20 protein-coding genes and 5 pseudogenes are annotated in these 18,629 nt (G+C 58.5%); 6 read left to right on the forward strand and 19 right to left on the reverse strand.

Annotated features, from left to right (window positions below; genetic code table 11):
• Positions 1–2: 2 nt before the first annotated feature.
• Entirely contained in the window at positions 3–188 is a 186-nt protein-coding gene (locus AC1DTN_RS12250) for a hypothetical protein (protein WP_477921094.1), read from the reverse strand.
• A 117-nt stretch (positions 189–305) separates the two neighbouring features.
• Positions 306–525 (reverse strand): annotated as a pseudogene (locus AC1DTN_RS12255) (glutaredoxin); the annotation flags it as partial.
• On the opposite strand from AC1DTN_RS12255, the pseudogene AC1DTN_RS12260 reads away from it, so the two are divergent.
• The 3 genes and pseudogenes from AC1DTN_RS12260 to AC1DTN_RS12270 all read left to right on the forward strand — a co-directional run.
• Positions 523–597 (forward strand): annotated as a pseudogene (locus AC1DTN_RS12260) (Na+/H+ antiporter NhaA); the annotation flags it as partial. The pseudogenes AC1DTN_RS12255 and AC1DTN_RS12260 sit on opposite strands and share 3 nt — an antisense overlap.
• Positions 598–771: 174 nt before the next feature.
• Positions 772–2,598 (forward strand): sensor domain-containing phosphodiesterase, encoded by a 1,827-nt coding sequence (locus AC1DTN_RS12265; RefSeq protein WP_477921095.1) that lies wholly within the window; start codon positions 772–774, stop codon positions 2,596–2,598.
• 72 nt (positions 2,599–2,670) lie between these two features.
• Positions 2,671–3,627, forward strand: a complete 957-nt coding sequence (locus AC1DTN_RS12270) for an HD-GYP domain-containing protein (protein WP_477921097.1) — start codon at positions 2,671–2,673, stop codon at positions 3,625–3,627.
• 43 nt (positions 3,628–3,670) lie between these two features.
• On the opposite strand, the gene AC1DTN_RS12275 is transcribed toward AC1DTN_RS12270, so the two are convergent.
• The 5 genes from AC1DTN_RS12275 to AC1DTN_RS12295 all read right to left on the reverse strand — a co-directional run bounded on the left by AC1DTN_RS12275 (position 3,671) and on the right by AC1DTN_RS12295 (position 6,673).
• Entirely contained in the window at positions 3,671–4,513 is an 843-nt protein-coding gene (locus AC1DTN_RS12275) for an ABC transporter ATP-binding protein (protein ID WP_477921098.1), read from the reverse strand.
• A complete protein-coding gene (locus tag AC1DTN_RS12280; protein ID WP_477921099.1) occupies positions 4,506–5,663 on the reverse strand; it encodes a hypothetical protein in 1,158 nt (385 codons plus the stop codon). The genes AC1DTN_RS12275 and AC1DTN_RS12280 overlap by 8 nt, the downstream gene beginning before the upstream one ends.
• Positions 5,664–5,752: 89 nt before the next feature.
• The gene (locus tag AC1DTN_RS12285) at positions 5,753–6,148 is read right to left on the reverse strand and encodes a periplasmic heavy metal sensor (protein WP_477921100.1); all 396 of its coding nucleotides are present in this window, start codon (positions 6,146–6,148) and stop codon (positions 5,753–5,755) included.
• The gene (locus AC1DTN_RS12290; protein WP_477921101.1) at positions 6,145–6,396 is read right to left on the reverse strand and encodes a hypothetical protein; all 252 of its coding nucleotides are present in this window, start codon (positions 6,394–6,396) and stop codon (positions 6,145–6,147) included. Before AC1DTN_RS12290 ends, AC1DTN_RS12285 begins: the two co-directional genes overlap by 4 nt.
• A complete protein-coding gene (locus AC1DTN_RS12295; RefSeq protein ID WP_477921103.1) occupies positions 6,353–6,673 on the reverse strand; it encodes an EF-hand domain-containing protein in 321 nt (106 codons plus the stop codon). Before AC1DTN_RS12295 ends, AC1DTN_RS12290 begins: the two co-directional genes overlap by 44 nt.
• Before the next feature lie 236 nt (positions 6,674–6,909).
• On the opposite strand from AC1DTN_RS12295, the gene AC1DTN_RS12300 reads away from it, so the two are divergent.
• Positions 6,910–7,335 carry an EF-hand domain-containing protein gene (locus AC1DTN_RS12300; protein WP_477921105.1) on the forward strand — a complete coding sequence of 142 codons (426 nt, stop codon included), beginning with the start codon at positions 6,910–6,912 and terminating at the stop codon, positions 7,333–7,335.
• Positions 7,336–7,530: 195 nt separating this feature from the next.
• Here the strand turns inward: AC1DTN_RS12300 and AC1DTN_RS12305 are convergent.
• Together AC1DTN_RS12305 and AC1DTN_RS12310 are read right to left on the reverse strand one after the other, a co-directional pair.
• Positions 7,531–7,656 (reverse strand): annotated as a pseudogene (locus AC1DTN_RS12305) (ribonuclease activity regulator RraA); the annotation flags it as partial.
• 4 nt (positions 7,657–7,660) lie between these two features.
• On the reverse strand, positions 7,661–8,557 hold the full coding sequence (locus AC1DTN_RS12310) for an AraC family transcriptional regulator (RefSeq protein ID WP_477921106.1): 897 nt from the start codon (positions 8,555–8,557) through the stop codon (positions 7,661–7,663).
• Between the two features lie 175 nt (positions 8,558–8,732).
• Between AC1DTN_RS12310 and AC1DTN_RS12315 the strand changes: the two genes are divergently transcribed.
• Positions 8,733–9,581 carry an oxidoreductase gene (locus AC1DTN_RS12315; protein ID WP_477921209.1) on the forward strand — a complete coding sequence of 283 codons (849 nt, stop codon included), beginning with the start codon at positions 8,733–8,735 and terminating at the stop codon, positions 9,579–9,581.
• Positions 9,582–9,649: 68 nt separating this feature from the next.
• Here the strand turns inward: AC1DTN_RS12315 and AC1DTN_RS12320 are convergent.
• From AC1DTN_RS12320 to AC1DTN_RS12350, 7 genes and pseudogenes are all read right to left on the reverse strand, one after another.
• Positions 9,650–9,955 (reverse strand): annotated as a pseudogene (locus AC1DTN_RS12320) (alpha/beta fold hydrolase); the annotation flags it as partial.
• Positions 9,956–10,286: 331 nt separating this feature from the next.
• A complete protein-coding gene (gene mug / locus AC1DTN_RS12325) occupies positions 10,287–10,799 on the reverse strand; it encodes a G/U mismatch-specific DNA glycosylase (RefSeq protein WP_477921211.1) in 513 nt (170 codons plus the stop codon).
• A 54-nt stretch (positions 10,800–10,853) separates the two neighbouring features.
• Entirely contained in the window at positions 10,854–11,468 is a 615-nt protein-coding gene (locus tag AC1DTN_RS12330; protein WP_477921107.1) for a TetR/AcrR family transcriptional regulator, read from the reverse strand.
• Between the two features lie 47 nt (positions 11,469–11,515).
• Positions 11,516–11,889 (reverse strand): annotated as a pseudogene (locus AC1DTN_RS12335) (nuclear transport factor 2 family protein).
• 125 nt (positions 11,890–12,014) lie between these two features.
• Positions 12,015–12,962, reverse strand: a complete 948-nt coding sequence (locus AC1DTN_RS12340; RefSeq protein WP_477921108.1) for an aldo/keto reductase — start codon at positions 12,960–12,962, stop codon at positions 12,015–12,017.
• A gap of 200 nt (positions 12,963–13,162) precedes the next feature.
• Positions 13,163–14,710 carry an MFS transporter gene (locus AC1DTN_RS12345; protein ID WP_477921109.1) on the reverse strand — a complete coding sequence of 516 codons (1,548 nt, stop codon included), beginning with the start codon at positions 14,708–14,710 and terminating at the stop codon, positions 13,163–13,165.
• Positions 14,703–15,665, reverse strand: a complete 963-nt coding sequence (locus AC1DTN_RS12350; protein ID WP_477921110.1) for an HlyD family secretion protein — start codon at positions 15,663–15,665, stop codon at positions 14,703–14,705. The genes AC1DTN_RS12345 and AC1DTN_RS12350 overlap by 8 nt, the downstream gene beginning before the upstream one ends.
• 879 nt (positions 15,666–16,544) lie before the next feature.
• Here AC1DTN_RS12350 and AC1DTN_RS12355 point away from each other — a divergent pair.
• Positions 16,545–16,772, forward strand: a complete 228-nt coding sequence (locus AC1DTN_RS12355; RefSeq protein ID WP_477921111.1) for a hypothetical protein — start codon at positions 16,545–16,547, stop codon at positions 16,770–16,772.
• A 311-nt stretch (positions 16,773–17,083) separates the two neighbouring features.
• Here the strand turns inward: AC1DTN_RS12355 and AC1DTN_RS12360 are convergent, their stop codons facing one another.
• From AC1DTN_RS12360 to AC1DTN_RS12370, 3 genes are all read right to left on the reverse strand, one after another.
• Positions 17,084–17,266 carry a hypothetical protein gene (locus AC1DTN_RS12360; protein WP_477921113.1) on the reverse strand — a complete coding sequence of 61 codons (183 nt, stop codon included), beginning with the start codon at positions 17,264–17,266 and terminating at the stop codon, positions 17,084–17,086.
• A 237-nt stretch (positions 17,267–17,503) separates the two neighbouring features.
• Positions 17,504–17,626: a hypothetical protein gene (locus AC1DTN_RS12365; RefSeq protein WP_477921114.1), complete on the reverse strand. Its 123-nt coding sequence runs from the start codon at positions 17,624–17,626 to the stop codon at positions 17,504–17,506.
• 157 nt (positions 17,627–17,783) lie between these two features.
• Positions 17,784–18,047, reverse strand: a complete 264-nt coding sequence (locus AC1DTN_RS12370; RefSeq protein WP_477921115.1) for a DUF982 domain-containing protein — start codon at positions 18,045–18,047, stop codon at positions 17,784–17,786.
• Positions 18,048–18,629: the final 582 nt, after the last annotated feature.

An 18,629-nucleotide genomic window follows, 5' to 3' on the forward strand; every position in this document is an offset into this window, starting at 1 on the left:
CCTCAGGCTGCGGCCGTGTTTTCTTCGCCGGCCTGAGGCGGTGGCCTGTCCCGCGAGCCGAGAAGACGATCTAGCTCAAGGCGATTGGCGCCGAAACTGTTGATCAGCCTTTTGGCTTCGCCGAGGTCTATCTGGTAGCGGTCGTGGAGGGTGGAGGGCGTATATTCTTTATCTGCTGTGGCTGGCATTTGCGTAGTCGCTCCTTTCAAGGGCAAAACGAGTACAAATCGAGGCCGGTTCCCTCAACGCTTGTCACGATCTGAAACCAGATTTGAAATTCGCAGTTTTGTCGTCAGGAGTGTGGCTTAATGACCGCACAGACCGCCACCCGCGACCATCATCAGGTTCTCCGCGAGGCAGATGAAACCCAGCGGAAGGTTGCTGTCGCCGCCGACGCAGGCGCATTTGAGCTCTGCTTGTCTACGTATACCGCTGGAACCACCGGCGACCCACCAATGGCACCGATAAACAAACCGGCGCGGAAATCCACGTCAAGGCTCCGGCAACCATCATGACACCGGCCATAAACTGGAGCACGGCCTTCACAAGCCGGTAGCCTTCCTGATCGTTCCGATTTTCGGATTTTCCAACGCGGGCGCGCCTCGGTTCCGAGAGATGTTCATTGCTGGCGCGAGCGACGATGGACTGAACTGTACGTCGCCGCCAAATCTGAGGTTTGCAGCAGCCAAATTGATCAATATTTAATCGATACGGTAACTTGATCGGAAACTCCGGCTGTTAAAGAGGGCTTCCCTTTCGAGATGCCCTTTCATGATCCTAGAATTGCAGAATGCCATTCTTGAAATGATTGCCAAAGGCGAGCCGCTGGCGACCACGCTTTCAGCATTGTGCTCAAAGGTTGAAGCAGCGATTCCGGGCATTGCGGCCACAGTCCTCAAGTCCGATGGCGTCCGTTTGTCGACGCTGGCGGCGCCGTCGCTCCCAATATCATATTCCGCCGCGGTGGACGGTCTCAAAATAGGGCTTTACGCAGGTTCTTGCGGGACCGCCGCCTTCCTAGGGTCGCCGGTTGTCGTCACCGATATAGGAACGAACCCAATATGGACCGACTATGCTGCCCTTGCTCTCCCGCTTGGCTTGAAGGCTTGTTGGTCAAGCCCGATCAAGAGCGGCGACCGCGTCATCGGTACCTTTGCGTTCTACTACCGGGAGAACCGGGCACCGAGCGAGCTTGAGCAAACGATTGTGGATGCGTGTCTGCATCTGTGCTCGATCGCAATCGAGCGCGAAGAACGGGTAGCGGAGCGTCAGCGTCTGACATACACGGATGGACTTACAGGGCTCTGTAACCGGGCTGCCTTCGATCTCGCTCTTCGAACTCTGGCGCTGCCTGTAAATCACGGCTGGGGCATTATAACAGCCGATGTCGACAATCTGAAGCTGGTGAACGATACGTTTGGTCACGCGGCTGGCGATGCTCTGATCCGCGTTCTGGCGGAGCGCATCGCGGCAGCCGCGGGCAGGGAAAGGACCTATCGGCTGGGCGGCGACGAATTCGCAATCATCGCTGTCGGCGAAGGCGAACTTGATCTGCAGCGGAAAGCGGTTCAGATCCTGAGGGTACTCGAACCTCCAACAGATTGCGCGGGCCACGTCGTCTTTCCTGCGGCGACACTCGGCGGTGCCTTGGCGACCGAGGATATCGATCCTGAGCAAGTCCGACAAAATGCGGACATTGCTCTCTACCACGCCAAAGAGCATGCCCGTGGACAATTCGTCGAGTACCATTCGGGACTCGGGACAGCGTTGACGCGCCGCTTCAGGGCGGTAAGGGACGTCAGCCTTGCACTGTCGGAGAACCGCATCGAGGCTTACTACCAGCCGATCGTGCGCCTTGATACGCGCGAGGCTGTCGGTCTGGAGGCCTTATGCCGGATGAGGACCAACTCCGGCGACGTCATTGCAGCCGCTCATTTTCATGAGGCGACCAAAGACGCTCACGTTGCTTCAACGCTGACGGAACGGATGTTGGCCAAAGTTGCGAAGGACATGCGGACATGGCTCGACGACGGGCTTCCTCTACAGCACGTTGGCGTCAACCTGTCAGCTGCCGACTTTCGCAAGGGAGGACTGCGTGACAAAATTTGCCGAGCCTTCGAAGATGCGGATGTCCCCCTTGATCACCTGATCCTCGAGGTGACGGAATCTGTTTACCTCGGACAGCGAGACCACGTAGTGGCGGATGAGATCAAAGCCTTGCGCTTAGGGGGCCTGAAAGTAGCTCTCGACGACTTCGGGACCGGCTATGCCTCCTTGACTCATCTTCTGACGGTGCCCGTCGACATCATCAAAATCGACAAATCCTTCATTGACCGAACGAGGGTTGGTGACGCCGGGATGGTCATCGTCGAAGGCGTGCTTTCGATCGCAGATAAGCTTGGCATCCGCGTGGTGGCGGAAGGCATCGAGGACGAAGAACAGGCCCGCCGTCTCGAGGCATTCGGTTGCAGGCTCGGTCAGGGCTATCTCTTCGCCAGAGCGTTGAACGGCGTGAAGGCGGGACAGTTCCTAAGCGCGCACGGCCAGCGGCTCGTGCGCAGCGGCTCCTTCTCGGAGCCACTCAGGTACTCCAACTGAGATAAATCCTTCTTCTGTTTCTCCGGCCTCGTTTCATCAATCGATAATGCAAGACTTTCGGGAAGATCATAAATGCTCAAACGCATCCCATTGAACCAGCTTCGGGTCGGCATGTTCATCAACGATATGGAATTTACAACCCAATTGGATGACGCCCGGTTCAAGCCTTTTCTGCTCTCCAAAAGCGATGATGTCAGAAGGCTTGCCAACGGACATGTAAGAAGCGTGGTCATTGACATCACGAAAGGCGTAGATGTCGAAGGAACGCCCCAATTCAATGCTATGGCAAGCTTTGAGGCGCAATTGCTGACCATCTTTTCAAAGGCTGAGATCAGCCGCGCGAGACAATCCATTCAGGAGGTCGGACCGCATCTTCGTCATGTGCTGGAGGATGCTCGCGCGAACGGTTGTTTTGCAGACGAGGCAGCAAGCAGTGCAGTTGAGCGCATCATGTTGGAAACCCTGGACAACACCGGCGCGCTGATTGCTGTTGCCAAGCTGAAGGAGAAGGATGAAACCACGTTTCTTCATTCGCTCGCGGTCAGCGCCTTGATGATCGCGTTCGGGCGCGTTCTCGGTCATGGGCAAGAAGAAGTGCGTGTTCTTGGCCTAGGCGGTCTCATACACGATCTCGGAAAGATGATAATTCCCGATGAGATCCTGAACAAACCAGGGAAACTAACCGCCGAGGAAATGGATCTTATCCGCGCTCATCCGCAAAAGGGTTACGAGATGGTGGCAAAAGCGGGCTCGTCGCCGCATGAAGTGCTCGATATCTGCCGTTTCCATCATGAGCGGTATGATGGCGGCGGTTATCCCGATCGCCTGTCGGGCAAGAAGATCCCTTATGTTGCTCGCGTTGCTGCCATTTGCGACGTATACGAGGCGCTGACAACCATCCGCCCGTACAAGCCGGCTTTCTCACAGGCTGAGGCAATCAACATGATGATGAACTCTCCCGGACATTTCGACCAGAAGCTCCTGTCAGCGTTCGTCTCCAAGATGGTCATCAGTGGAACGCTGCACTAGCTTTCCTGCTTGGTCTTCTCCTTCTGATCGGAAGCGCAGCCGCTCATGATGGATCTGTGGTTCGTCCTTCAATTGAAACGGATTTGCGAGTTAGGCCGTCTCCGGGCTCCCCAGGGCGCGGGACCTGCAGTTGAGCCCTGAGCGTGCGGATAAGGCATTCTTCGAAAGCGCCAGGTGTTGCCCGCATTTTGGCAAGATCATCACTTTCCCATGATTGCGAGACTTTGCCCTTGGCAAGGAACACGGCTCGATTGCAAAGGCGGGGTATGGTTTCCACGACGTGCGTGGAGATGAGGACGGCATGTCTTCCGCTGGCGGCGAGCTCGATCAACAGCGACTTCATCTCCCAAGCGGCGAGCGGATCGAGGCCATTCAGGGACTCGTCGAAGATCAGCAGCGGTGGCGAGCCGATCAGGGCTGCTGTGATTGCGATCTTTGCGCGTGTGCCAATTGAATATTCAGCGATTGGCCGATCAAGCCAGGCCGTTATACCCAGTCGTGCCGGCAAGTCACGGTCTCGCCAGTTGGTGGGGGCGCATGAACGAAGCGAGGCGACGAGGTCGAGATATTGCCGTCCCGAAAGCGATGCCGGCAAGTCTGTGACGTCGATGGCCAGCCCGAACCGCGCCTTGGCCCGCTCCGGCGTCCGGGCGAGATCGATGCCGTCGATGGCGATGGCCCCGGTCCGCGGACGGAGCTGCCCGGTGATGGACTTGATCAGCGTCGATTTGCCCGACCCGTTGGCGCCGAGAAGTCCGAGGATATCGCCGATCCGCATCGTCAGATCAACGCCGGCGATGACTGCGCGGCCGCCGTAACCCACGCTCAGATTGGATAGGCGCAGAAGCTCCTTCATGTGCGTGAATCCATGGGCGCTGTCATCCATAATAGAACCTCCGACGCGTCCGGTAGAACAGCCATATGACAAGGGCGAGAAACCCGAGAACGACCGTACGGCCGTACTCGGAGAATTCGTAGGTGGCATAGGCGATCGCCGCCAGGAAGCTGAACGCGGCGATCAGAGGTTTCGCCATGAAATAGGCGGCGAAAACCGCATAGGCGCAGTTCAGCATCAACAGCCATACGGCGCTTGCCGCGAGTACCGACCAGGAAGAAGGTTCGGCCGCGAGCGCGGCGCCCGCTGGTAGCAGGAAGAAGGCGACCGAGAACTGCAGCGGAAGCCACAAGAACCGCAGCCATGCCCGCCCGAAGCCAATCGGCGCGGTGCGCAGCACAGGTGAGCCAAGCGGGTGATAGCGCATTGCGAGCATGAAGACGGTGAGCCCACCTACCAGACCGGTGATCGCGCCTGGGGCGGCCCGATGATAGACGAGCCCGCCGACGGCCGAGATCAGAACAGCAAGGCCCATCACTGAGCCGGCTCCGAAAATGCGCCATGACAGCATCACAGTGCCGGCGCGCAGGTTCCAGGCCCAGGCGGCGGCCCAGCTCGGCCGGGCGCGGTCTAAGCGGTTGAGCGTCACTAGCGGTCTGCCCCCGCCGGTTTCATGATCGCCATTGCGCGCTGGCAGAAAAGAGCGGACGCGAAGCTGCGCAGCAACTGCTGCCGCAAAACCGGCGGCAAAAGGAGGCGCGGCGACAACAGCCCACATGAGCGAATCCGACTTGGCGATCAAGACGCAGGCCAACGCGGTAAAGCCGACGACAAGCACTGCCAAACCGGTTCCGATGCAGGCGGCCGCCAAAATCGCCATGCGCCGCCGCTCCCTGTTGGAGACGGGAAGAGCCGCCATGAACGGCGCATAGGCGCGCGACAAAGCGAGATGGATGGCCCCGAGACCGGCGAAAAACCCTAGCAGCAATGCTCCAGCCGGAAGGCCAGCGAACCAAAGCCATGGCGAATTCCGCAGCAACGGGGCTGCTTTATGCAGGGCCACAACGGCATCGGCTGCGGCATAGGCCATAACCGCGCCACCGCCCAGGACAATCCACGCGAGATCGCCGCGGCGCAGCGACCGGAGCGAGCCCAGCACTTCCTGCTGCAGCAAGCTCAGGACGAGCCTGTCGTGCTTCATTGATCATCCTCCCTGCCTGGCCGGCTCGCCGTGCCCTGCCGCACCGGAATTCAGCGGCGGATTGTGTTCGTGTCATGGCTGGGCGGGCTTCAGGACGCGGATTTGCTCTTGCTGCGTTTGACCGCTGTCAGAAGATAATCCTGGATGACGGCCTGCAGATTGTCGGTCGCCTCACGAACGTCCTTCATCGCGGCCTGGACGGCAACCTCGTCGAAGGGCGAAGCGGCGATCCTTGCGGTCAGACTGGTGCGGGCACGACGAAGATCGCGCAACGCCGCGAAGGTACGCGGCCGGTTCTCGCGCATGACGCTGCGAAATTCCTGCCTGACGTCGGGCGGGTAAATGCTGGCGACGTTCTCGACGAGGCTGCGGGCTGACGCTCCCTCGCGCAAGCCGTGAGCGGCATAGCCGATCAGGAAAACGTTGAGCGCGACCGAAAGGCCAAGCAGGATGAGAACTACTGTCCAGATCGATCGCCGCGTCATAGCGCATTCTCCGTGCCGTCATCGGGGGAAAGATCAAGAAGCCCGGTGTCTGCCGGTGAACCCGTGGCCAGCGCCAGTAGCTTCGCGTCGAGGGCATTGCCCTCAGAGGCTGCCAGCTGATAGCCGCCAGCAGCCAGTGCCAGGAACATGCCGTCGCCGTTGCGGTCGGTGAGATCGAAGCGGGACGTGTCTGCTCTGAACTCGTCAGCCGAGACCTTGCCGTCCCCATTGGTGTCCAGACGCCGCATCCCTATTGCCGAGTCGTGCTTCGGCTGTCTCCGCCCGCGCCATGATGGCATCGCGCGCGCCCTCGCTTTCGTCCCTGTCGATTGCGCCGTCGCCATTGCGGTCGAGCTCGGAAAACAGGCGTTGACGGGCAGCAAGGGTCTCGTCCGTTGAGATCACGCCGTCGCCGTTTGTGTCGGCCTTGCGGAAGACGCCGTCGCCGGTCGCGTCCTGCGCATGGGCAACGGAGAGCGAGGCAAGCGCCATGAGCAGCGCCGCAACGATGGTCGAAGTCTTCATGATAACGATCCTTTCGTATCGGTTCGGCCGCACTGTTGGCGACCTTATCTGCCGATACGTCATCCCGTCCGTCCTCCTACGCCGTCGACGAAAAGAAATTCGTAGGTCGTTCGGCGCGGACGGCTTCGGTGCCGGTCAAAGTTTGACATCCCGCGTAGGAGCCGGGCCGTCGGTGCGTAGAGGCCTGCAGAAGGACGGCCCGCGGTGGGCCATCTGTCTTTGGAATGGAGACGAGAATGAAAAGAACGATCGCAATCCTCGGATCAGTGCTGCTTGGGAGCTGCAGCGCTATGGCCTCCGAGCGGGAGCGCGCGGGGGACATGTTTCGCGAGTTGGACACGAATGGCGACAGGAAGCTCGCATTCAGCGAGATCGAAGCGGGCAGAGCGAAACTGTTCAATCGGTTGGATGCCAATCGTAACGGCGTTCTCGATCCGCAGGAGATCAAGGCGGCGGTCGACCGTGCAAAATCCGCAAGGGGCGGCGATGCCGGTGCGCAGATCGCCGACCTGCAGCAGCGCAGGGCCATGATGGACAGGAATGGCGATGGCAAGATCTCGCGCGAGGAGTTCGCCAACTTCATTCCCGACCGGCTGGTCAAGGCGGATATTGATGGCGACCAGGCACTGTCGCTCAGGGAATTGCGGTCGCTGCGCCGGTGACACGCGCGTTTCGTATTGGGACAGGATCAAGACCATGATGAAAATTTCAACGATGATCGGAGCGGGTCTTCTGACGCTCGCGACCACGATACAGCCGGCCGAGGCGATCCCGATGCAGCCGATCTCCGATGCCTTGATCGGCACGGACAATGTGACGGCGGTTTACTTCCGCCGCGGTTTCTATGCGGCGGGCGGGTCTCCCGGGAACACGGCGACGTCGCGGCACGCGATGGGCACGTTGATGTCGATCGCTTCGTGCAGGGTGAGGTTGGTGGGAGCGGACGGTCTCGCGTGATAGGCGGGCATGTCGAGTGCGCCGATACTCCTATAAGTCCGGTGCGGAGCGCGACTTCACACCTCTCAGATGAGCAGTATCTGCTGCAGGCGGACGTCCAAAGAGGCGTTTGTACTCCCGGGTGAACTGTGTCTGGCTGTCGTAACCGACATCAAAGCCGACCCGACGAGCATTCGCCCCGCCAATCAGAAGCCGCCTGCGTGCCTCCTGAAGCCGGATAGCCGTCCTGTATTCAAACGGCGACATCGTCGTCAACACTTTGAAATGACGATGTAGCGAGGTACAGCTCATTCCGGCTCGATCAGCGAGATCCGATATGCTCATCGTTTCAGCGAAGTTGTCTTTGATCCAGGATGTGACCTTGCCGATCTTTGCAAGCATCGCGCCGTTGGTCGCGAAATCCCGCAGCAATGCTCCGTGCTCGCTCTGAAGCAAACGGTAGTACAGTTCAAACCTCACCGCGTGAAGAAGCACGACCTGGTCGTCTGGCCTGTCGAGAAGGCTCAAAAGCCGGAGCGACGCTTCCACCATATCGGTTGATTGATCGCCCACAGTCAGTCCGAAACCCTCAGAAGGCCGCTTGGCGGGGCTGAACCTTTGCAGCACTTCCACGACATCTTCTCGACTGAGTTCAAGGGACCAGGCCAAGTGCGGATTCGCTTCGGACGCAGCGGTAATGCTGGCCGAGACTGGCAGGTCGACCGTGGCAATCAAGTAGTGGCCTGCACGGACGTCGAAAGTTCTGTCTCCGGATGAAATCCTCTTTTGGCCTTGAAGGACCATACAGATCCGCGGCGTATAGACGCTCTCAACGGGCAAGGTCGGCTCCATGACGTTGAAGATCGACAAGCCGTCAATCGATGTCGATTGTCGGGGTGACCTGGCATGCCGACCGATGATCGAAATCACTTCCTGTCGTGCCGTCATTGACGATCTCCCTATGGACGATGCCAAAATTTAGATCCGGATGCCGACTTTGGTAGGATCGTAGGAAACATAGGTAGCTTGGCTCTATCGTCTTGCGCCCGCGCTTTCCATCTCAGTGACGACCGGCCGCGATAATGGCCGCGGCACAAGCCTTCACATAACAAGGAGTTTTGGAATGTCTATCACACCCGTGTGGTTCGTTACGGGCGCATCCGCCGGTTTCGGCCTGCAGATCGCTAAGCTTGTCTTGGAGCGAGGATATCGCGCAGTCCTCACCGCCAGAGATCCGTCGCGGCTTGCCGATATCGTTGAACAACATCCCGGCCGCGCGATTGCGCTAGAGCTCGACGTCACCTCGAAGCCGACGATCAGATCAGCGGTCACGAAGGCTCTGCAAAGCTTTGGCGGGATCGACGTCCTCGTTAACAACGCCGGATACGGCTACCTTGCGGCGATTGAGGAAGGAGAGGAGGACGGCATCCGCAAGCAGTTCGACACGAACCTTTTCGGCCTCATCGATGTGACGAAGGAAGTTTTGCCCGGAATGCGGGCGCGGAAAAACGGTACGATCGTCAATATATCTTCGCTTGGTGGCCTGGTGGCATTCGCGGCGACCGGATACTACCACGCGACTAAATTCGCGGTAGAGGCGATCTCTGAGTCTCTCGCGCAAGAAGTAGCGCCGCTTGGTATCAAAGTGATCATCGTCGAACCGGGAGCATTTCGCACAAACTGGGCCGGGAGCTCTATGGAGGAGTCGCCCGTCGTTATTGCCGATTATGCCGAAACTGCCGGCAAGCGCCGGGAGAGCACAAAAGCAGGTTCAGGCAAGCAGCCGGGCGATCCGGCAAGGGCCGCGCTCGCTATCCTCAACGCTGTCGAAGCTGACGAGCCGCCCCTGCGTTTGCTTTTGGGAGAGCCTGCTTTGGGTCTCGCCCTCAACCGCCTGGAGTTCCTCAAGAACAACTTTGACCAGTGGCGTGAGGCAACGCTGAGCGCGGACTTTCCTGAAGCCGAGCGCTGAGGGATAAGGTTCTGAAAGAGTGATGGCTTGGTCGCCAGGCTGGAAATCGAAGCAAGAGAAGCCGCGATGTCGGCGTCAAGATCGCCTACGGCGGCTTCAAAATGTGTCGTGTAATAACGGTAGTGGTCCCACTGACCGTCCGGAAAAGCATCTTGGGGGTAGATGCCTCGGTCTACCAGAGAGACAAGTGTCTCGAGATCGTTGGAGGTCGGAAAATATGCCCACGACACCAAGGCGGCGGCCAGGCATCGTTGCGCCTCATGGGCGGGCAACGCTCCAACCGCGTTGCTTCCCCAGTCGTGGCCAACCCAAATCGCTGGCTCGCCACCAAGACGGTCGTGAAGTTCCGACAGATCATTGACGATCTCCTCCATTGAATAGGCGGTGCTGTAAGACGGCGTGAACGAGTCCCCGAAACCACGCAAGTCAGGCGCATCGATGGCCCCGACCGTTGCTGTTCCCTGTGAGGGGCAGGGGCGAAATGAATACGTTTCGCTACCTCCTTGACCCCTAGCGCCGCCGCCTCAAACTCCCGAAGTCTCTGGTAACTTCTGGCAAAGCCTTGAGCAGACCCGCCCAATTCTTCGAGGATCGAAAAGACTGGTGCGGTTTCTAGGTCATTCCTATCAGCTGCCACTACAAGTCACATCGTTTTCCAGCTCACAGATCTCCATGCCGGTCGGTGGGCCCAATGTCCGCTCTGAGCTAAAGGTACCGCGCTTTCAGGCGGTCCAGGCTGAAAGCTCTGTTGAGCCCGCTGGGGTTAGGCAGTACCCAGGTTTGTGCTCCGGCAAAAAAGTCGCGTTGCTTGCCCCAGTCGCAGTCGGGCTTGGATGTGATTGCTGAATAGGCAGCCGTACCGAGAAAGGCGAGATTCGCGGGCGCGAACTTCGTCATCTTTGCTTCAAAGAGAGGTGCTGCCTCTTTGTAGTCGCTCGTCGTTATCTCAATAGCACTTCTGGTCGCGCGGGGGACAACGGCGGTAATGCCGCATCCGTGCTGGAGCAGTTCCTGCTCTTCCTCGGCCCGTAGGAGCCGCGGCGTAAACCCCGAAAGATGCAACACCCTCCAGAAGCGATTGCTTGGAGACGAGAGGTTGCGCCCGTCCCGGACAGCCGTCAAGGCGGGGTTCAGGCCGCAGAAAACGACCGAAAGACGGAAGTCAAGAACATCAGACAGCCCGACTGCTGCCTGCTCCGCATTCTGATGACGAACCATATCCGAGGACACGGTGACGTGCTCCTGTCGATTGGTTACGCCGATTAATGCCGATCATTGCTTCGGGCGGCTGGAAAGGCCGGCAATCTGCATCATGATCGGGCTTATAACCTCCTCCCTATGGAGTTCGCCAATCAGCAGTTTGAGCCAGCTGAAGCCGACCCATAACGAAATCTTGTCATCAACCTCGTGCGCCTGCAGTTCACCCCGGTTTGCGGCGTCGGTCAAAATTCGTCTGACGTCGGCCGTCCGTTCGGGAAGGAACCTGTCACGCAAGGCGCTGAGGGCTCCCGGAGTACCTTGCGCCTCGGCGATCAGTCCGCGCAACGCGGCCCCTGCCGGGTGCGTCGCCCAGAAACGCCAGAGGCTTGTGGTATATTGCACGAGATCTGCGATGAGGTTTCCGGTGTCGGGAACAGGCACGGAAGCCGACCGTTCGGTCGTATAGATGGCGATGAAGAGGTCGGCCTTCGTTGGGTACCAGCGATAGATGGTGGTTTTTCCGGCGCCGGCGCGTCGTGCGACCTCATCGACCGAAAATCCCGCATAACCCTTCTCCGAAATCAGGTCTCGGGCGGCGGCAAGCACCGCCGCTTCGGCGTCGGGGCTGCGGCGCGATCCGATCGAGGTTCGTTTCTTTGCTGTCGAGGTCTTTGTCTTCGTGGTCATCGCCAGCACCTATCCCAACTCGCCACTTCCGATCAATGGCGAGTGGTCTATCTTTCAACCAAATGTGCCCGGGAGGGCGAGGGGTCGAACCGCTCAGTGAAGTATTGCGTCTCTTTAGCGACGAGCCTGTCGTGAAATTCCATGATGCTCACCGCATAAGAGGGTTCGCCGTCGTAGTCAGAACGAATTCTGTGACCCATAGCCTACCGCTGCCGGTAATCCGGCGAACGCTAAACCGCTTCTTGTTGGGCTGGGCGAAGCGGCTTTCCTGGATCTTGCGGCGACCATGGATCCGCTCGCCGGACTGCGGGTATTCAAGCAATGCATCGTCCTGATAGATTTCATGCTCAACGTCAAAATCGCCGGCGTCTGATGCGGCCCAATGCTGCTCGAGCGCTAATCTCCCTGTTTGATCCTCCATCTTGGCCTCCTATAAGTGCCGTCGTACGCACTGAAATTGGAGCTCCGAGGGCGATCGAAGCCTGGCGGCGCGCCGGAGAAGCATTGACGGTCGCCTTACCCGTCCGGGAGAACTTAACTTACGGTCTACTTTGGTTTCACCTGAGGGATGAAACCGGGAACGCCTGTCTCGACGACGCTGTTGAACCGAACGTTCGTCGATATGTCGGAACGGATCCGTACCATTTCCTGATCTGGAAGCGCCGAGATTGCGAAATTTTCCTCGATGCGAAGCGGTTTGATCGACGTCGTCAGGAAGCCGGTACCGCGCTGGACGGCCCAGGCAAGGGCCACCTGCGCCGGCGTCTTGTTGACGCGGTCGGCGATCCCAGTGATGACAGGGTCTGCAAGCAAGTTGGGGTCCATCGCGTGGCCCAGTGGCGCAAATGCCAGCAGCACGATCCCATTGGCCTGGCAATAGTCGAGCAGCTCCCATTCGGGTAAGTAGGGATGGGATTCCACCTGTACGATGGCGGGCATGACCCGCGCGTTCGCGACGATCTCCTTCAGCTTGTCCAAGGTGATGTCAGATAAGCCTATCGACCGACAACGACGGCTTTCCACAAGCTCTTCGAGCGCGCGCCAGGTTTCGATCAAGCTGATCCCGGCATCATAGATGACCTGACCGTTCTCGTCTCGTGGATCCAGTTCCTCGCCCGGAAGAAAAGCATAAGGCGTATGGACGAGATAGGCGTCCAGGTAGTCGAGCTTAAGGCGTCGAAGGCTTGCTTCAAACGACGCTTTCACCCGTTCCGGGCGGTGATTTGTATTCCATAGCTTCGTTGTGACGAACAAATCTTCGCGCTGAACCGTCCCATCCGCGATCGCCTCGGCAATTGCCTTTCCGACCGCCTCCTCATTGCGATATCGTTCCGCGCAGTCGAAATGGCGAAACCCAACAGCTAGGGCCTTCGCGACGGCCTGCTCCGTCGTAACAGGGTCAGGGATGAGGGTACCGAACCCGACGGCAGGCATTTCTTTGCCGCCTGTGGCAAGGGGGATTGTCTTGTAGCGCAGCATATAGGGAGCTTCCATCGGCCTACTCCTTCGACTTGAGAACAAAATTAGATGGCTGGGATCATTTGCCGCTCTGCAGGAGCTGATCAAATCGCATGTTGACATCCTTTGACTGGACAGCGATTGGCTATTGGCCAACTGTAGCACGATGGCGACAGGCTTTGCGTCACGTTCGAAAGCGGGGCGCTGCGCGATCGGCACATTGTCGCGACCTTACATCACGCGGTCAGCGGATGCGAAGGGGAGGGCTTCATGAGGGCAACCACGATCAACCCGGCGACCGCGGCCGCGAACGTAATCCAGTACCCGTCGATATAGGCTGCGACATTGGCTTCGCGTTGCACGATCGTGGCTAGAACGCCGATCCCGCGCTTGGCAACGTCTGCTTTCGATTCCATCCCCATGCTGGACGCAAGTTGCGACAGCGTGGTTCCCCATCCGGGCGTCGTCCCGCTGACGTGGAGGCCGATAAGATAGGAATGCAATTGCTCGCGCTGTCTGATCCAGGTCACCATGATCGCGGCAACGGTTTCCGAACAAATCAATCTCATAACCTGCACGTAGGCCGTCAACGATATGGCTCGGGCGGGGTCTACGTTACTGAAGAGGGTTGCGACGGCTGCAAGGAAGACGATTTCTTCTCCGAATGTCTGGAGGATCATGATCAGCCGAAACTCGGGCAGTGACCACTGGCTCGTCAGCTGGGTTCCAATCCAGGCGGACAGCAGGAAACAGGTAAAGCCAATCGTCAGGGCGGCGCGCTGCTTGAGTTTCCTCACGAGCGTCACCGCAGTGAAGGTCGCGCCTGCAAGCAGAAGGATCGCATACGGCGCCTCGAAATCCCCAATCTGCTCAGGCCGCAGTCGCGCCACCGAAGCAAGGAAGTTCGGCTCGATCAACGAACTGCCGAGGCTTGTTGTCATGAAACATGCAATGGCGGCGAACCCGAGCGCTATGTTTCGCGTGCGAAGAACAGAGACATGGGCCCAGGGGTATTCGATCCGAGACTCGTGCCACAGAAACGCGCACATCAGAAAAGCAGCCGCGGCAAGCAAGGATACGATGAGGCCAGACTGAAACCAGTCAAGCCGATTGCCTTGATCAAGCACGAAATACAGCGTCGTGAGCGCCGACCCGAACAGTGCCATACCGCCCCAATCAGCACGCCTGAGAAGGACATGGTCGATTGCAGCCGGTTTGGTCCCATACCAGAAGAGAATGCCGATCATCGGGGAGACAATAGCGCCTTGCCAGTACAGCCATTGCCAGCCGATCGTCTGGGAATAGCTGCCAGCCGTATAGAGGCCGAGATTTTGCGCGAACGGGATTCGCAAGACGTAGAAGGAAAGAGCGATGATCCAATACTTGCGGTCAAGATTGCGGAAAGCAGTCAGCAGCGTCGCGCCGACGAACATGCCAAGGAAAACGGCCTTTAAAGCATGCAGCGCGACCAGGACATTGAATCCGTGGACGAACGGTATGACCACGGAGATGACCGAATAGAGTATGGTCGGACCGACCATGACCCGCTTCACCCCGAACACTGCAATCAGCCACCCGATCGACGGGGCCACAAGGATCTGTGGCGCCGTTGCGAAGGTGCTCAGCCACGCACCCTCATCGAAGCCAAGCCCGAAGGCGCCACGCAGATCCGAGAGCCCAATGCCGGCAGTCCGGACGTCGAACGCTGTCAATATCGATGCCATGATTATCGCCACGGCGATGTAGCCCTGGCGAGGGAGGTCGCGTCGATGCAAGTCAGACATGGTCTTCGTCCTTGGTGGCGATGCGCGTCGTCACCGACATACCGGGCCGCAGCCGATCGAAATTTGGCTGATCCGGGTCGAGTTCGATCCGAACGGTGAGACGCTGCGCGACCTTTGTGAAGTTGCCGGTCGCGTTGTCAGCGGGCAGCAGAGCAAAGGTTGACCCAGTCGCAGGGGATATTTTCGATACCGTCCCATGAAATGCCGCACCCGGCAACAAATCGACAGAGATACCGACCGGCTGCCCCTCGTGAACCATGGACAGCTGGTTCTCCTTGTAATTCGCAAGAATGTAGATCTTCGGAAGCGGGACGATCGAGATCAGGGGCGTGCCCGCAGCAACGTAGTTCCCGACCTGCGCGTTTCGTCTGGCAACGATGCCATCGACTGGCGCCCGTACGTTCGTGTATCCGAGCTCCAGTTCGCGGGTAGCAAGATCTGATCCTGCGGTATCGAGATTTGCTTTCAGTATGTCGCGCTGTCTGGCGAGGATGTCGAGCTTGACCCTCTGAGCGACGACGTTGGCACGCGCTACATCCAGGTTTGCAAGCGCCCGCTCGTGCGCGGCGGTCGCCTTTTCGAAGCTCTGGACCGTACTTACCCTCCCATCGACGCCGAGCCTCGTCTGTCGCTGGAGCTCCTTCTCCGCCGCGACCTCATCGGCGGCAGCCGCCTGTTGCTGGGCAATGGCCACGTCGATCTGCGTCAGCTGAAACGCGCGCTGGGTGTCGTTATCGTCAAGTTGAGCGTTGGCGGCAGCGAGCCTTGCTTTCGCGCCACGAAGCGCGACCTCATAGGGCTTTCGGTCGATGGAGAATATCGGATCGCCCGCCTTGACCTGGGCGTAATCTTCGACCGAGATGGTCTCGACAGTGCCACCGACACGAGCGCTGACGGCGGAGATGTCCGCGTAGACCGCAGCGTCGTCGGTGGATTGAACGCTTCTTGTCGCCACCCATGTATCCCAGCTCGTCGCCGAAGCACTGACCGCAACGAACGCGACGATAATAGCGGTTGCAGGGACAATTAACGCCCGCAAGTTTGCCTTTTGCTGCGCAGCGGACGGCGGTGCGCTCGCTAGCGAGTTGGCCGCTGTCGTCATGGCCCGCTCTTCCGGCCGTTCATCTGCTTGGTTCCTATTCAGCAACCCGATCATATTGTCCACCATACCCCGGCCCATTGTCCGCTATAAAAACATCACTGCATGCTTAGCCGTTGCGCCTCTAGGCGACTGACATGCAAGCGTTATATAAACGATACGTATCGTTTATACAAGGAACCCATCGGATATTGGTGCGGGTAAGAGGTCCAATATAACGCTGATCCGACAAATCGGACCCAGGTCCGTGGCGATCCCATTAATGCCGCAAAAGCGTTTTGTACGCTTGGGGCTGTGGAGCTTCACTGCGAAACGAACTACAGCACGTCGATGATTCTGCCAGGCGACCGTATCTGCCGTCACGCGGAGAAAATCGCTGATAGCAACAGGCGTGAGGTACGCCGCCCTCTCATCATTTGCCTCGCAAAGAGGCGACAGGCTATTAATTGTTGGGAAACAATCGAGCGAAAAAAGCCCCGCGTAGGGCGGGGCTGGAGAGCGGACTGGAAAAACGGGAAAGCGCGCGACATGCGTACCTCCCCACGTCTTCGTGAACGCAAAGTTCAAGGAAAAGTTCCCAAAAAATAAAGAGGTCGCTGCGATCGAAAAAAGAGCCCGCCGAAACGGCCGAGTTTTTGGGGCGGTAAACAGGGATCGGACGCCTGATGGGCAGGTTGACTGGCGATCTGGCCGCGCGATCCTTGCACTCAGCTTTGGGCGACCTGCAAAGTTCCGATGATGGAGCTAATTTTTGTGTCAATCGCCTGGTTCATCCATCATTGCCGGATTGGGAACAAGCGCGAAGACCGTTGGCGCATTACCGTGGATCTCAGGGAACTGATAGATCAACTTCGCGACCTCAGGTTTACCTATCCCGTCCCTGGCGATGGGCCTGTCGCCGATAAGGTTGCCACGCTGTTAGAGCAGGCTATTGCAGGCAAAGGCGCCATTGAGCACGATTGATCCCCAAGGGCGCGGCGGCAAATTTGCTTAGTCCATCGCAGCTCTCAACTAACTGCCCGCGTCAGAGCGTCGGCCCAACCTATCAAAAATTGAGATGGGTGGAGAAGGACCCTGAGTTAGGACGAAGGGAACCTTCTCCGGCTGATGGTGCAGCATCAGCGAGGCCGGACATATAAGCGGTGGATGTCAATGAAATGACAACCAGAGGCTATCCCGCCACCGCACCATCATCGTCTGATGGGCTTTTGTCGTGATAGATTGCCAACAAGTCCAGCGTGGGATGATCATGGCCTCTACGGCGAAGACGCGCTTCACGGACTGAGTGCGGACTTGAGAGCATCCATAGGATTGAAGGGCTCGTCGTCTGGTGCGATATCCACCGGAACGGTGATGCAGGAGACGGTGAAGGCAAGGCCGATCACGCCGGGCACCTCGATGATTTCCTCGTCGCTCAGATGGGATTTCGCCTCCCGCACCAACGCACCATCGGCCACTGCCGGCAGTCCAGCGGCATCGACGAGGGCCAGAATGCTGAGCTGGCGCGGCGAAAAATGTGCGGGGGCATGGCCCGGTTTGTAATGCCTGCATTTGCTCGCTTGTCAGCCCGAATTTTTCTGCGCCATCGTGGTGGTTGTGCAGAATATAGCCGGCGCGGTGCATGAGGGCCATGCGGATGAAGATCAGCTCGCAATCGACTCGGGGAAGCGCCGAGCGCGTCATCTGTACGATGCCTAGTCTGACAAAGGCTTCGGCCCAAGGGGCACATTGAAGATGGCGCGCAGCAGATTGGCGGTCTGCGGAGCACCCAGGATTTCGGTGTAGACCGAGTCTTCCACGTAGTCGGTTCTTGCCATGGGGTCCTTCCGCGGCAGTCCGAGAGCACGTCTAAGACATAAGAGGCGAGCGGGCTCAGCGATATTCGACAACTCGTGACAGTGGCCGATCGGTGTTTTCAACTTGGGCCCGCCAGTCGGGTCCGGCTCGGCCAGCGCCTCAATGCGGTTGCAGATTTCAATGGATGACTGCGACCGCGCCGACACCGGCTTCACTAGCTGCTCGAAGGATCGCACTTCTCAGCTCGTCGCTGCTGGCTTTCCCGATCATAACGTCGAGACACGCTTTCACCGCGGTTAGAAATTCCTCGCCATCATCTGATGGCCACTCCGTGATCAAAGCGTTGGCAGCCTCAAGAGCGGTTCGAACTATCAGCCGGCGGCCTGGATCCTCGAAGATGAGGATGACTTGATCAAATTCGGTCGACATGTCGATTTTCATAACGCAGTAACTCCACAAAACGCCTGGCTAACCCGTTTCGCGCGAAAAGCTAAACGTGAGGATGCAGACTGTCGCGTGAATACCGCGTGACATGTGCCGGCGGTCACAGCGTCGCGCTCTTGGCCTGATCCAGGATCAATGAAATCGTTACGGTCCATCACAGTTGGAACGATGCCGTTCCAGTGGATGAAAATGACAGGCCAATGCGTGCTGTCGAGCTGTACTGGGATATCTTGGACCTGCCTCCTGTTGGCCAGGAGAACAGCACAGCCTTGGCAACAGGTCTAACCACGCCTCTAGGAAACGGTTACGGTACAAAGGAACGCTGCCGCCCAAATATGCGTTTTCGTAGCAAACAACGCGAGCGGAAGTAAATGGCCCACACACCCAAGCCAGCGATACGAGGGATGCTCATCTATCTGGCCGCACTCATTGCACTCGGTTTAGTCGTTGGCGCGATCTATACCGTCTACGGTCGCCCGGCAGACCCTTCCGAACGTTCAGCATCAGAAGCTATCCCAAAGGCACCAGCCACCCCAAATTAGCGGATACATAGCAGGCCCAATGAATGTCCAGGTAGCC

Source organism: Rhizobium sp. 01T444 (genome assembly GCF_056398305.1).